At 70.3% G+C, this 14021-nt stretch carries 12 protein-coding genes; 8 read left to right on the top strand and 4 right to left on the bottom strand.

Features of this window, described 5'->3' with window-relative positions:
• Positions 1–79: 79 nt before the first annotated feature.
• The gene (locus tag ABZZ04_RS22760; protein WP_356934015.1) at positions 80–1549 is read left to right on the top strand and encodes a catalase; all 1470 of its coding nucleotides are present in this window, start codon (positions 80–82) and stop codon (positions 1547–1549) included.
• A gap of 70 nt (positions 1550–1619) precedes the next feature.
• Here ABZZ04_RS22760 and ABZZ04_RS22755 read toward each other — a convergent pair whose 3' ends face one another.
• Positions 1620–3860 (bottom strand): transglycosylase domain-containing protein, encoded by a 2241-nt coding sequence (locus ABZZ04_RS22755; RefSeq protein ID WP_356934014.1) that lies wholly within the window; start codon positions 3858–3860, stop codon positions 1620–1622.
• Between the two features lie 220 nt (positions 3861–4080).
• Between ABZZ04_RS22755 and ABZZ04_RS22750 the strand changes: the two genes are divergently transcribed.
• From ABZZ04_RS22750 to ABZZ04_RS22730, 5 genes are all read left to right on the top strand, one after another.
• Positions 4081–5052, top strand: a complete 972-nt coding sequence (locus ABZZ04_RS22750; RefSeq protein ID WP_356934013.1) for an SPFH domain-containing protein — start codon at positions 4081–4083, stop codon at positions 5050–5052.
• Between the two features lie 44 nt (positions 5053–5096).
• Positions 5097–5354, top strand: coding sequence for a hypothetical protein (locus tag ABZZ04_RS22745; RefSeq protein ID WP_356934038.1), 258 nt, complete (start codon positions 5097–5099; stop codon positions 5352–5354).
• A gap of 183 nt (positions 5355–5537) precedes the next feature.
• On the top strand, positions 5538–6062 hold the full coding sequence (locus ABZZ04_RS22740) for a PadR family transcriptional regulator (RefSeq protein ID WP_356934012.1): 525 nt from the start codon (positions 5538–5540) through the stop codon (positions 6060–6062).
• Entirely contained in the window at positions 6059–6745 is a 687-nt protein-coding gene (locus ABZZ04_RS22735) for an ABC transporter ATP-binding protein (protein WP_356934011.1), read from the top strand. The genes ABZZ04_RS22740 and ABZZ04_RS22735 overlap by 4 nt, the downstream gene beginning before the upstream one ends.
• The gene (locus ABZZ04_RS22730; RefSeq protein WP_356934010.1) at positions 6742–9147 is read left to right on the top strand and encodes an FtsX-like permease family protein; all 2406 of its coding nucleotides are present in this window, start codon (positions 6742–6744) and stop codon (positions 9145–9147) included. Before ABZZ04_RS22735 ends, ABZZ04_RS22730 begins: the two co-directional genes overlap by 4 nt.
• A 111-nt stretch (positions 9148–9258) precedes the next feature.
• On the opposite strand, the gene ABZZ04_RS22725 is transcribed toward ABZZ04_RS22730, so the two are convergent.
• A complete protein-coding gene (locus tag ABZZ04_RS22725; RefSeq protein WP_356934009.1) occupies positions 9259–10221 on the bottom strand; it encodes a hydrogen peroxide-inducible genes activator in 963 nt (320 codons plus the stop codon).
• Positions 10222–10352: 131 nt separating this feature from the next.
• Between ABZZ04_RS22725 and ABZZ04_RS22720 the strand changes: the two genes are divergently transcribed.
• Positions 10353–10907, top strand: coding sequence for a peroxiredoxin (locus ABZZ04_RS22720; protein ID WP_356934008.1), 555 nt, complete (start codon positions 10353–10355; stop codon positions 10905–10907).
• 12 nt (positions 10908–10919) lie between these two features.
• Complete coding sequence (locus ABZZ04_RS22715; protein WP_356934007.1) at positions 10920–11453, top strand: alkyl hydroperoxide reductase; 534 nt, start codon at positions 10920–10922, stop codon at positions 11451–11453.
• Positions 11454–11671: 218 nt separating this feature from the next.
• On the opposite strand, the gene ABZZ04_RS22710 is transcribed toward ABZZ04_RS22715, so the two are convergent.
• Positions 11672–13120 (bottom strand): AI-2E family transporter, encoded by a 1449-nt coding sequence (locus ABZZ04_RS22710; RefSeq protein WP_356934006.1) that lies wholly within the window; start codon positions 13118–13120, stop codon positions 11672–11674.
• A 142-nt stretch (positions 13121–13262) separates the two neighbouring features.
• The gene (locus tag ABZZ04_RS22705; protein WP_356934005.1) at positions 13263–13967 is read right to left on the bottom strand and encodes a transglycosylase SLT domain-containing protein; all 705 of its coding nucleotides are present in this window, start codon (positions 13965–13967) and stop codon (positions 13263–13265) included.
• Positions 13968–14021: the final 54 nt, after the last annotated feature.

Raw genomic sequence — 14021 nt, 5'->3', positions numbered from 1 at the left:
GCCGACCTCCTGTCGGCGGGTTTGACTCGGTCGTGAACGAGACGACCTGACCGAAACCCCCACCGACGGGAGGACGCTCGTGTCCGAGGAACCGAAGACCAGGAGCACCCCCTACACCACGAACAACGCCGGCATCCCGGTGGAGAGCGACGAACACTCGCTCACCGTCGGGGCCGACGGTCCGATCCTGCTCCAGGACCACTACCTCATCGAGAAGATGGCCCAGTTCAACCGCGAACGGGTCCCCGAGCGAGTGGTCCACGCGAAGGGGTCGGGGGCCTACGGCACCTTCAGGGTGACCAACGACATCAGTCAGTTCACCAAGGCCGATCTCTTCCAACCGGGCAAGCAGACCGCCATGCTCGCCCGCTTCTCCACGGTCGCCGGTGAGCAGGGTTCCCCCGACACCTGGCGCGACCCCCGCGGATTCGCCCTGAAGTTCTACACCGAGCAGGGCAACTACGACATGGTCGGCAACAACACGCCGGTCTTCTTCGTCCGCGACCCGATGAAGTTCCAGGACTTCATCCGCTCGCAGAAGCGCCGCCCGGACAGCGCGGTGCGCGACCACGACATGCAGTGGGACTTCTGGACCCTGTCCCCCGAGTCCGCGCACATGGTGACGTGGCTGATGGGCGACCGGGGCATCCCGAAGACGTACCGGCACATGAACGGCTACAGCTCGCACACCTACATGTGGGTCAACGCGGGCGGCGAGCGGTTCTGGGTGAAGTACCGCTTCAAGACCGACCAGGGCATCGACTTCTACCCCCAGGACGAGGCCGACCGGATGGCCGGTGTGGACGGCGACGTCCACCGCCGCGACCTGTTCGAGGCGATCAGGCGCGGCGACCACCCGAGCTGGACGCTGTATGTCCAGGTCATGCCGTTCGACGACGCGCCGGACTACCGGTTCAACCCGTTCGACCTGACGAAGGTGTGGCCGCACGCCGACTACCCGGAGATCGAGGTCGGCCGGATGACGCTCGACGAGAATCCGGAGGACTTCTTCGTCCACATCGAGCAGGCGTCCTTCGAGCCGTCGAACCTGGTGCCCGGCATCGGGCCCTCGCCCGACAAGATGCTGCTCGGCCGGCTGTTCTCGTACCCGGACACCCACCGGTACCGGATCGGCCCGAACTACGCGCAGCTGCCCCCGAACCGCCCGCGCTTCGGCCGGAACTCGTACGCGAAGGACGGCCCGATGCGGTACGAGCCGAGCCGTACGGGAGCGGTCTACGCGCCGAACTCCTACGGCGGCCCGGCCGCGGACACCGCGAGCTTCGGCGACCCGGCGGGCTGGGCGACGGCGGGCGAGATGGTCCACGAGGCGTACAAGCTGCACAGCGAGGACGACGACTGGGGCCAGGCGGGCACGCTGGTGCGCAAGGTGCTGGACGACGCCGCTCGGGAGCGGATGGTGGGCAATATTTCCGGCCATCTGCTGGACGGGGTGAGCGCCCCGGTCCTGGAGCGGGCGCTGCAGTACTGGCGCAACGTGGACAAGGACCTCGGCGACCGGATCGCCAAGAAGGTCAACGGCGGCTGAGAGCCTGTCGCGGAACGGAGTCAGGGGCGGTGCCGGCCGGCACCGCCCCTGACCTCTGTGTTTCAGCCCCTCACTGCCTGGGGGCGTTGTTGGCGACGCCGTTCTCGTCACCGTCGGCCGGTTTGCCGGGGACCACTCCCCCGGTCGGCGGCTCCGGGGACTGGCTCGGCGGCGGCACCTCGGGCGACTGGCTCGGCGGCACCTCGGGCGACTGGCTCGGCGACTGGCTGGCCGTGTCGCTCGGGCTCTGGGCCGGAGTGGAGGGCGACTGCGTGGTCGACGGGTCGGTGCTCGGCGACTGCGAGGGGCTCTGCGAGGCCGGCGGCAGGCTGGTCTCGCCCTGCTCGACGTCCTCCAGGTCGAACGTGGCGTGGGTGCCGTTCAGCGCGCCGAGCGTGTAGTCCGCCCAGATCTCCGCCGGGAAGCCACCGCCGTTGGCCCGGCCGGAGTTGGCGGTACCGGTCAGGCTGACCTGGCCGCCGCCCTCCTTGGGCGACTCGCCGAAGAGCGCGACGACCGTGGTCAGGTCCGGGGTGTAGGCGGCGAACCAGGCCGACTTGTTGTTCTCCGACGTACCCGTCTTGCCCGCCGCCTCGTAGGACGCGCTGGACGCCTTGCTGCCGGAGCCGTTCTGGACGACGCCCCGCAGGACGGAGGTGACGGTGTCGGCGGACTTGCGGCTGATGACCTGGCTGCCGACGCCCTCGACCGGCTCGACCGTCCGCTCGCGGTGCTTGGCGGACTTCACGATGAACGGGGTGACCTTCTTGCCGTGGTTGTCGAGCGTGGCGTACGCGCCCGCCATGTCCCAGGTCGAGGCGTTCATCGTGCCCAGCGTGATGGCGGGGCGCTCGGGGAAGTTCTTGTCGGGGACGCCGAGCGCGAGCGCGGTCTTCTTCACCTCGGCCGGGCCGACGTCGACGACCATCTGTGCGAAGGCCGAGTTGATGGAGGCGTTCATCGCCTTCTGCACGGTGACGTCGCCGTAGCTGCGGTCGTCCTCGTTCTGCGGGGCGAACGGAGTGGTGCTGCCCACGACGGGCCGCTTGCTGGTGCCGTCGTAGCGGGTGTTGACGCCGATCAGGTCGCCGTTCTGGGTCTTGGACCCGTTCTCCAGCGCGGAGGCGAACACCAGCGGCTTGAAGGTGGAGGCGGGCTGGTAGTCCTGGCGCGTGGCGTTGGAGTAGTAGTGCTTGACGTAGTCCACGCCGCCGTACATCGCGACGACGGCGCCGGTCTTCGGGTTCACGGAGGTGGCGCCGGCCTGGACGGTCGCGTCGACCTTGTTGCCCTCGCGGTCCAGCTTGGACTCCAGCTGGCGCTCGACCGAGGCCTCCAGCTGCTTCTGCCGCTTCTTGTCGATGTTGAGCGTGAAGGTCCAGCCGCCGGCCTGCCGCATCTCCGCGGTGACGCCCTGCTTGTCCAGTTCCTTGTTGGCCGCCTCGACGAGGTATCCGGTCTGGCCCTCCATGCCCTTGGCGGGCTTGGCCTTCTGCGGGACCGGGAACTTCAGCTTGTCGCGCTCGGCCTGGTCGAGCCATTTCATCTCGACCATGTTGTCCAGCGTGTAGGCCCAGCGGTCCTTGACCAGCTTCCTGCCGGTCTCGCTCGCGGTCTGCCAGTCGTACTGGCTGGGGGCCTGGAGCACGGAGGCCAGGTAGGCGCCCTGGGAGACGTCGAGGTCCTTGGCGTCGACCCCGTAGTAGGCCTGCGCGGCGGCCTGGATGCCGCTCGCGCCGCGACCGTAGTACGCGGTGTTGATGTACCCGGCGAGGATGTAGTTCTTGCTCTTCTTGCTGTCGACCTTGAGGGAGATCACCAGCTCCTTGAGCTTCCGGCTGATCGTCGGATCCTGCGTCAGGTAGTAGTTCTTCACGTACTGCTGGGTGATGGTCGAGCCGCCCTGCTTGCCCTTGCCGCTGAGCGTATTGAGGATGCCGCGGGTGGTGCCCTTCAGGTCGATGCCCTCGTCGTCGTAGAACGTCTTGTTCTCGGCGGCGACGAAGGTGTGCTGCACGTCCTCGGGAACCTCCCCGAGGTCCACGATCTGGCGGTTGACGCCGTCGCCGGTCCGGGTCAGCAGGGAGCCGTCGCTGTACTGGTAGACGTTGCTCTGCCGCTCGGCCAGGGCGTTGGCCTTCGGGATGTCCACGTACATGTAGAGCGCGACGAAGGCGCCCATGAGCAGCAGGCAGAGCCCGAAGAAGGTGCCCAGCATCTTCTTCCAGGTGAAGAGCCTGCGTATGCGGCCGCCATTGGGGGCCCGCCGCGCTCCGCGCCGCTGGGCTCGTCGCGCATCAGCTCGACCCATCGCTGTGTTGCTCCTGTTTCTCTGCTGGACCGGATCACTCGGCCCAGCCAGCTAACACCGTCGGCGAGGACAAAAAGCAAGCGATGCGGTCTTTCTCGGACGTGACAATCAGCACCCGTTCTCTAGGGAACCGACTCACGAGAGGTGCCCAGGGTTGCGAAGACCGTTAATGTGTAATCACATTGCTAGCACGAGCCAGCCGTACGAAACGGGGGATTCCATGACCGACCACAGCAATCCGCACGATGTGGCCACCCTGCCTGCCGAAATCGCGCCCGACGCCCCGCAGATGCCCGAGCCCCAGGTGAGAGAGGTGACGGCGCACAGCATTCCCGGCGGTCTCGGCCTGCTGCTGACCGTGCTCGGGGTGATCGCCGGCATCGGCCTGGCCGTCATCGGCGGCGTCGTCGGCTCGAACGGGAACAACGGCGTGGGCGTCCCGGTCTGCATCTTCGGGGTCCTGCTCGTCATCGCCTCGTTCTTCTGCATGACGGGTGTGAAGATGGTCGCACCGGGCGAGGCCCGGGTGATCCAGCTCTTCGGCCGGTACGTCGGCACGATCCGCACGGACGGACTGCGCTGGATCAACCCGCTCACCAGCAGCCGGAAGATCTCCACCCGGGTCCGCAACCACGAGACCGCGGTCCTGAAGGTCAACGACGCCTACGGCAACCCGATCGAGCTGGCCGCGATCGTCGTCTGGAAGGTCGAGGACACCGCGCAGGCCCTCTTCGAGGTCGACGACTTCCTGGAGTTCGTCGCCACCCAGACCGAGGCGGCCGTCCGGCACATCGCGATCGAGTACCCCTACGACGCCCACGACGAGGGCGGCCTCTCGCTGCGCGGCAACGCCGAGGAGATCACCGAGAAGCTGGCCGTGGAGCTGACCGCCCGGGTGCAGGCGGCCGGCGTCCGGATCATCGAGTCGCGCTTCAGCCACCTCGCGTACGCCCCCGAGATCGCCTCCGCGATGCTCCAGCGCCAGCAGGCCGGAGCGGTGGTCGCGGCCCGGCAGCAGATCGTCGAGGGCGCGGTCGGCATGGTCGAGATGGCGCTGTCCCGGATCGCCGAGCAGGACATCGTCGAGCTCGACTCGGAGCGGAAGGCCGCCATGGTCAGCAATCTGATGGTGGTGCTGTGCGGCGACCGCGCGGCGCAGCCGGTACTCAACACGGGCACGCTCTACCAGTGACCGGACAGCCCCCGGAGCGCAGGAAACAGCCGCAGCGCAAGCAGATGCTGCTGCGGCTGGACCCCGCGGTGCACGACGCCCTGGCCCGCTGGGCCTCCGACGAGCTGCGCAGCGCGAACGCCCAGATCGAGTTCCTGCTGCGCCGCGCGCTGTCGGAGGCGGGCCGGCTGCCGGGGACGGCCCGGCCGATCCCGCGCCGCGGGCGCCCGCCGAAGAACCGGCCGGAGCCGGACGAGGGCCGGGGACCGGACGCGGGCACCGGTACGGGCACTGGCACTGGCACTGGCACTGGCGACGACTGAGGGCACGGGTGCGCACGGGCGCGGGAGAGCGGGACCGGAAGGTGGGCCCCGGGCGACGGACCCTGGCCGGAACGAATCATTCCCAGAAGACGCGGGCGCGGGGAGAGGCTTTCCCCGCGCCCGTTCCCGTACCCCCACCCCCCGTATACACCCGAGGTATACACACCATGTACAGTGCTCCGCATGTCTATCGGCCACACCCTGCTCGGGCTCCTGGAGTCCGGCCCACGCCACGGCTACGACCTCAAGCGAGCGTTCGACGAGAAGTTCGGCCACGACCGCCCCCTGCACTACGGGCAGGTCTACTCGACCATGTCGCGGCTGCTCAAGAACGGGCTCGTCGAGGTCGACGGGATAGAGAGCGGTGGCGGCCCCGAACGCAAGCGGTACGCCATCACCGAGGCCGGCATCACCGATGTCGGCGCCTGGCTGGCCCAGCCGGAGAAGCCCGAGCCGTACCTCCAGTCGACGCTCTACACCAAGGTCGTCCTGGCCCTGCTCACCGGGCGCAGCGCGGAGTCCCTGCTGGACACGCAGCGCGCCGAGCACCTGCGCCTCATGCGCATCCTGACCGACCGCAAGCGCGGGGGCGATCTGGCCGACCAGCTGATCTGCGACCACGCGCTCTTCCACCTCGAAGCCGATCTGCGCTGGCTGGAACTGACCGCCGCCCGGCTCGACCGACTCGCCACGGAGGTGGGCGCATGACCCCCGCCGGTTCCCTGCTCAGTGCCGAGGGCCTGTACAAGACGTACAACCAGACGCCCGCACTCGACGGTGCCTCGTTCTCCATCCACCCCGGCGAGGTCGTCGCCGTGCTGGGCCCCTCCGGCTCGGGCAAGTCGACCCTGCTGCACTGCCTCGCGGGCATCGTCACCCCGGACCGGGGCACGATCACGTACGCGGGCCGCGAGCTGTCCGCGATGTCGGACGCCGAGCGCAGCGCGCTGCGCCGTACCGAGTTCGGCTTCGTCTTCCAGTTCGGCCAGCTCGTCCCGGAGCTGACCTGCGTGGAGAACGTCGCCCTGCCGCTCCGGCTGGCCGGCGCCAAGCGCAAGGACGCCGAGCGCACCGCCCTGCACTGGCTGGAGCGACTGGAGGTCGACACCGTCGCCGCCCAGCGTCCCGGTGAGGTCTCCGGCGGTCAGGGGCAGCGCGTCGCCGTGGCCCGCGCGCTGTCCGCCTCCCCGAAGGTGATCTTCGCGGACGAGCCGACCGGCGCCCTGGACTCGCTGAACGGCGAGCGCGTGATGCAGCTGCTCACCGAGGCCGCCCGGTCCACCAACGTCGCCGTGGTCCTGGTGACCCACGAGGCCCGCGTCGCCGCGTACTCCGACCGTGACGTGACCGTGCGCGACGGGCGGACCCGCGACCTGGAGCACATCGGATGACCATGCTCGACGAGAAGAACGCGGCGGCCCCGCCGGCCGCCCCGCGCCCCATCGCCCCCACCGGTCTCGCGGCCTGGATGCGCGACCTCGGCCTCGGCATGCGCTTCGGTGCCGGGGGCGGCCGCGAGGGCTGGATCCGTACCGCGCTGACCGCCGTCGGCGTCGGCCTCGGGGTGGCCCTGCTGCTCACCGCGGCCTCCGTGCCGCACATGCTCCAGGAGCGCTCCGACCGCAGCGCGGCCCGCGCCGCGAGCATCCTCGACGCCTCGTCGGGCAAACCCGCCTCGAAGTCCGACACCTCGGTGCTGCTGTCCGACGTCGAGACGGAGTTCCGCGGGCACGTCGTCGAGGGTTGGCTGATGCGGGCGGACGGTGCGCACCCGGCACGCCCGCCGGGCGTCGACCGCTTCCCCGCCCCCGGCGAGATGGTGGTCTCCCCCGCGCTGAAGGAACTGCTGGACTCCCCGGACGGCGCCCTCCTCCAGGAGCGGCTGCCGTACCGGGTCACCGGCACGATCGCCGGTCCCGGCCTGGTCTCGCCGAGCGACCTGGTCTACTACGCGGGCAACGACACCCTGGCCGCCGGGCACGGGGCCCAGCGGATCGCCGGGTACGGCGACCGGGGCATGGCCGAGGAGATGCCGCCCATCCTGATCGTGCTGATCATCATGATCTGCGTGGTGCTGCTGATGCCGGTCGCGATCTTCATCGTGACGGCGGTGCGGTTCGGCGGCGACCGCCGCGACCGCCGGCTCGCCGCACTGCGCCTGGTCGGCACGGACACCCGGATGACCCGGCGGATCGCGGCGGGCGAGGCCCTGTTCGGGGCGCTCCTCGGCGTGGTGACGGGCGTGGTGTTCTTCTTCGTCGGCCGGCAGTTCGTCGGCGGCATCGAGATGTGGAACGTCAGCGTCTTCCCGGCCGACCTGGTGCCCGACCTCCGGCTGACGGCCCTGGTGGTCGTCGCGGTGCCGCTGACGGCGGTGGTGGTGACGCTGGCCGCGATGCGCGCGGTGGTCGTCGAGCCGCTCGGCGTCATCCGCAACGGCCGCAGCCGCGGGCGCCGGCTCTGGTGGCGGCTGCCGCTGCCGTTCGCCGGCCTGGCGGTGCTCGGTCTGACCGGCAAGGTCGACATGTACGAGCCGGTCAACCCGTACCGGATCGCGGGCGGGGCGGTACTGGTCCTGGTCGGGCTCGCACTGCTGCTGCCCTGGCTGGTCGAGGCGCTGGTGAACCGGCTGCGCGGCGGCCCGGTGCCCTGGCAGCTCGCCGTCCGCAGGCTCCAGCTGAGCAGCGGGTCGGCCTCCCGGGCGGTCAGCGGCATCACGGTCGCGGTCGCGGGCGCGGTGGCGCTGCAGATGCTGACCGCCGCGGTCGCCGACGAGTTCACCAAGGTGACCCAGCAGGACGCCACGCGGGCGCAGTTCTCCTCGTACTCCGAGAAGGTCACCCGGGACGGCGCCACCCGGACCGTCGAGGCGCTCCGGGCCGCCAAGGGCGTGAAGTCGGCCATCGGCAAGGTCAACGTGTACGTCACCAATCCCGGTGACGCGAAGGGCAACCCGGAGGTCCAGCGGACCACCAGCCTGACCGTCGCCGACTGCGCGAGCCTGCGCGAGATGGCCCGGATCGACTCCTGCAAGGACGGCGACACCTTCGTCTCGCACCCCACGAAGAACAAGGAGATGTCCCAGTGGATCGACCAGACGGCCCGCAAGGGCGAGGACGTCATGGTCGACTCGGGGGACCTCAAGAGGTCGGTGCGGTGGACGCTGCCCGCCGACGCCCGGACGGTCACCGCCCGGAACACCGCGCTGGGTGACGAGACCAGCGGCATCCTGGCCACTCTCGGCGCGGTGGACCCGAGCACCCTGCCGGACGCGACCACCGAGGCGCACGTCCGGATCGACGAGAACGTGAAGGACGCCGCGGAGTACGTACGCAACGCCGTGGCCGAGGTCGACCCCATGGCCCGGGTCTCGTCCCTCACCTCGGAGGCCCGCGACCGGAAGTACGCCAGCGTGCAGCGCGGCCTCCAGGTCGGCGGCACGGCGACGCTGCTGCTGATCGCGGCCTCGATGATGGTCTCCCAGCTGGAACAGCTGCGCGAGCGCAAGCGCCTGCTGTCGGTCCTGGTCGCCTTCGGCACCCGGCGCTCCACGCTGGGCTGGTCGGTGCTCTGGCAGACGGCGGTGCCCGTGGTCATCGGGCTGGCGGTGGCGGTCGCGGGCGGACTCGGCCTGGGCGCGACCCTGATCCACATGCTCGACAAGGAGGTCACCGACTGGTGGCTGTTCCTGCCGATGGCCGGCGCGGGCGGCGCGCTGATCCTCCTGGTCACGCTGATCTCCCTGCCACCGCTGTGGCGCATGATGCGCCCGGAGGGCCTGCGCACGGAGTGACGGCACAGCGATGCACGAGGGGGTGCGGACCGACGGTCCGCACCCCCTCGGCCGCTCCGCGCGGCACCGTCACACCCTCCCGCGCCGGTCCTCACCCGACCGGCGCGGTCCTCATCCGTCGCCGTCCGTCACCCGTACCGGCAGCGCCTCCATCGCCTCCCGCAGTGCCGCCGCGAACTCCTCGAACTCCTCGTGCCGTGCCGCCCCCGCCCGCATCGCCAGGGCCACCCTTCGCGACGGTGCGGGGTCCGCGAAGTATCCGGTGGCCAACGCGTCGTTGCGGCCGGTCTCGACCGGTACGGCGGTGCGCGGCAGCAGCGTCACCCCCAGTCCGCCGGCCACCAGCTGCACCAGCGTGGAGAGCCCGGCCGCGGTCGTGGTGACCGGCGCCCCCTCCGTGCGCCCCGCCTCCCGGCATATGTCGAGGGCCTGGTCGCGCAGGCAGTGCCCCTCGTCGAGCAGCAGCAGCGGCAGCTCGCGCAGCGCCTCGCGCGGGATGTCGACCCGCCCGCCCAGCCAGTGGTCCCGCTCCATCACCAGCACGAAGTCCTCGTCGAACAGCGGGAGTTCGACGACCCCCGGCACCCCGAGCGGCACCGCGAGCAGCAGCAGGTCCAGCCGCCCCGCCGCCAGCCCCTCCAGCAGCGAGGAGGTCTGCTCCTCGTGCACCTGGAGGTCCAGTTCCGGGTAGCGCTCGTGGACCAGCCGCAGCACGGTCGGCAGCAGGTACGGGGCGACGGTCGGGATCACGCCGAGCCTGAGCACCCCGGTGAACGGCGCCCGGACCGCCTCGGCCTCCTCCATCAGCTCGCCGACGGCCTCCAGCACCGCCCGCGCCCGCACCGCCAGCCGCTCACCGGCCGGCGAGAGCAGCACCTTGCGCGTCGTACGCTCGATGAGCTGGACACCCAGTGCCTCCTCCAGCGCGGAAACGGCCCCGGACAGCGCGGGCTGACTCATCCCGATTGCTGCCGCCGCGTCCCTGAAGTGCAGATGTTCGGCGACGGCCGCGAAGGCGCGCAGCTGCGAGAGGCTGGGCTGTTTGGGGCGATTGGCCTGAATCCCTTGCGCCACTGATAGGCACCTCCGATCATCACAGCAAAGTGTAGCTATTTCCGTGATCAATGCACCCTGTGCCAAGGTGGACTCCGTCCAACCCTCAGGAACTCCCCCAAAAGGGGATTCCAACGCTGCAAGGAGAGCGCGTGCTCACTGTCGGTGACAAGTTCCCCGAGTTCGACCTGACCGCTTGTGTCTCGCTGGAGAGCGGCAAGGAGTTCGAGCAGATCAACCACAAGACCTACGAGGGCAAGTGGAAGATCGTCTTCGCGTGGCCGAAGGACTTCACCTTCGTGTGCCCCACCGAGATCGCCGCCTTCGGCAAGCTGAACGACGAGTTCGCCGACCGTGACGCGCAGGTCCTCGGCTTCTCCGGCGACTCCGAGTTCGTGCACCACGCCTGGCGCAAGGACCACCCGGACCTGACCGACCTGCCCTTCCCGATGATGGCCGACTCGAAGCACGAGCTCATGCGTGACCTCGGCATCGAGGGCGAGGACGGCTTCGCCCAGCGCGCCGTCTTCATCGTCGACCAGAACAACGAGATCCAGTTCACGATGGTGACCGCCGGTTCCGTGGGCCGTAACCCCAAGGAGGTCCTGCGGGTCCTCGACGCCCTGCAGACCGACGAGCTGTGCCCCTGCAACTGGACCAAGGGCGAGAACACCCTCGACCCGGTCGCGCTCCTCGCGGGCGAGTGAGCTGACAGCGACATGGCACTCGACGAACTGAAGGCCGCCGTCCCGGACTTCGCCAAGGACCTGAAGCTGAACCTCGGCTCGGTCATCGGCAACAGCGAGCTCCCGCAGCAGCAGCTGTGGGGCACCGTCCTCGCCTGCGCGATCGCCTCGCGCTCGCCGAAGGTGCTGCGCGAGCTGGAGCCGGAGGCGAAGGCCAACCTCTCCGCGGAGGCGTACTCCGCCGCGAAGTCGGCCGCCGCCATCATGGCGATGAACAACGTGTTCTACCGGACCCGGCACCTGCTGTCGGACCCCGAGTACGGGACGCTCCGGGCGGGCCTGCGGATGAACGTCATCGGCAATCCCGGCGTGGAGAAGATCGACTTCGAACTGTGGTCGCTCGCCGTCTCCGCGATCAACGGCTGCGGCCAGTGCCTGGACTCGCACGAGCAGGTCCTGCGCAAGGCCGGTGTGGATCGCGAGACCATCCAGGAAGCCGTCAAGATCGCCTCGGTGATCCAGGCGGTCGGCGTGACCCTCGACGCCGAGGCCGTGCTCGCCGAGTAGGCCGGGCAGTACCCTGTTGTACGAGTGGGGCCCCGTGGACGACCGACCGTCCCCGGGGCCCTTCTCGCATCCGCCCGGCCCGCATGCGCTCCGGCCGGCCCGTACGCGCTCCGGCCGCGCCGGGCCGCTCATCACGCGCTGCCTGCCGCTTCCCGCTCCGTGCCGCCCGCCCACGCGCCGGCCGGCTGCGCCGTCCGACGCCCGGTGGTCCGGGCGGTCTACGCGCCGTCCTCGGCCCCGCCCCGGCCGGACTTCCCGACGGGTGATCCCGGCGCGGGCGTCGAGGCGACGTCGACCGCGCTCGCGCCGCGCGGCTGCGGCGCGAGCCGCAGGGCCTCCTCCCGCCCGAACGTCCGCAGATAGCCGACCACCGTGTTGGTGACCGCGACCAGCGGCACCGCGACCACGGCTCCCCCGATGCCGGCGATGAGACCGCCGGCGGCGACGGAGAGCACGACGGCCAGCGGGTGCACCCGCACCGCCCGCCCCAGGATGAACGGCTGGAGCACATGGCCCTCGATCTGCTGCACGGCGAGCACCACGACCAGCACCATCAGCGCGGTGAACACGCCCTGGGTGACCAGTGCGACGACCACCGCCAGCGCCCCGGAGATCACGGCGCCGACCAGCGGGATGAAGGCGAAGAGGAAGATGAAGACGGCCAGCGGCACCGCCATCGGCACGTCGAGGAAGAAGATCCCGAGCCCGATGAAGATCGCGTCGATCAGCGCCACTATGACGGTGCCCCGCACATAGGCGGTCAGCGTCCGCCAGGCGCGCGGCCCGGCGCCCGCGACGCCCGGCCGGGCCTGGGCGGGCACCAGCTTCAGCACCCATTCCCAGATGCGCTTCCCGTCGTACAGCAGGAAGAGCGTCGAGAACATCGCCAGCAGCATCCCGGTGAGGATCTCCACCATCACCGTGACGCCCTCCAGCCCGGCGGAGGTGATCTGTTCGGTGTTGGTGCCGATGGTGTCGCTGAGGTTCTTCGCGATGTCGTTGATCTGCTGCTCGGTGACGTGGAAGGGGCTGTCGAGCAGCCAGCGCTTCAACTCGTCGATGCCGTCCCGCACCCGGTCGGACAAGGTGTCGAGGTTGTCCATGACCTGCCAGACCACGAACCAGCCGACCAGTCCGATGACGACGAAGCCCAGGACCGCGGTGACCGCGGTGGCCAGCCCGCGCGGCAGCCCGCGCCGGCGCAGCCGGGCGACCGTCGGCTGGAGCATCGCGGTGACGAGCAGCGCGGCGACGAAGGCCAGGACCACCAGTTCCACGGCGCTGATGATCCGCATCAGCACCCAGAGCGTGCCCGCGAGGACGAGCAGCCGCCAGCCCGCCTCGGCCGCGACCCGCATGCCCCAGGGGATCGCCGCGACCGGATCGGGCCGGGCGGCCACGGAGGGCGCGTACGAGGGGGGCGGCGGCACGTGGTCGGTGACGGCCGCGGCACCGGACCGGGCGCCCTCCGGCGACACGGCCCCGGCCGGCTCCGCTGATCCGGCGGACACCGCGGACACCGCGGGCACTGCGGCGGCCTCGGCCGGACCGGAGCCGGACCGTGCTGTCGTATCCTCCTCGGCCTCGGCCCGGCGCCGCTCCAACCGGTCGCCCAGTTCGGTCAGTTCGGCCCCGAGCCGGCCGAGCCACCCCGGAATCTTCGACATGATCGTTCCTCTTCCCCCGTCTTCTCCCCCACCGCTCCCCGCCGGGCGGTCCGGACCGACCGTACACGCGCGAAGCCCCCCACCGTAGGACGGCGGGGGGCTCTGCACGTTCGAACCGTGAACCTCTGGAGGTTCCGCAGGTCTAGTACCAGTGGTTGGCCTGCCAGAAGGACCAGGCACCGCACGGGCTGCCGTAGCGGCTGTCCATGTAGTTCAGGCCCCACTTGATCTGGGTGGCCGGGTTGGTCTGCCAGTCGGCACCGGCGGACGCCATCTTGGAACCGGGCAGCGCCTGGACGAGGCCGTAGGCACCGGAGGACGGGTTGGTCGCCCGGTAGTTCCAGGTGGACTCGTGGTTCACGATGTTGCTGAAGCACTGGAACTGGTCGCCGGGAACCATCTGGCGGGCCATCGCCTGGACCTCGGCCACGGTGTACGAGCCCTGCGCGGCGAAGGAGGAGGCGCTGCGGACCGAGGAGCGGCTGGCACGCTCGGCGCGCTCCTTCTTCTCCTGGCGCTCCTTCTCCACCCGGTCCTCGGCCGCCTGCTTCTTCGCCTTGGCGTCCTTGGCGGCCTGGATGCGGGCCGATTCCTCCGCGGACTTCTTCGCCGCGGCGTCGGCCGCGGAGGCCTGCGCGTCGGCCTGCTGAGTCAGCGAGGCCGTCTGCACCTGGGCCTGCTCGCCCGCAGGGATGTCGGCGAGAAGCGTCGTGTCGGCTGCGGTCGCCTCGAAGTTGTTGTCGTCGACAGCGGGAGTGCTGCCCGACGCAACGCCCACGACGGCGCCGACGGTGGTGACCGCAGTGGCAGATGCCACGGCGAATCCCCGGACCGAGATCCGGCTCACACGGTGTCCTTCCAGCATCGCCCGCTTAGGTGACCTCGCGGACGCAATCGTGCC

The sequence above is a fragment of the Streptomyces sp. NPDC006435 genome, from assembly GCF_040612315.1.
In the GTDB taxonomy this organism is placed as follows: Bacteria; Actinomycetota; Actinomycetes; order Streptomycetales; family Streptomycetaceae; genus Streptomyces.
Note: the sequence above shows the minus strand (reverse complement) of the source record. Positions and strands in the feature narration are given on the sequence as shown.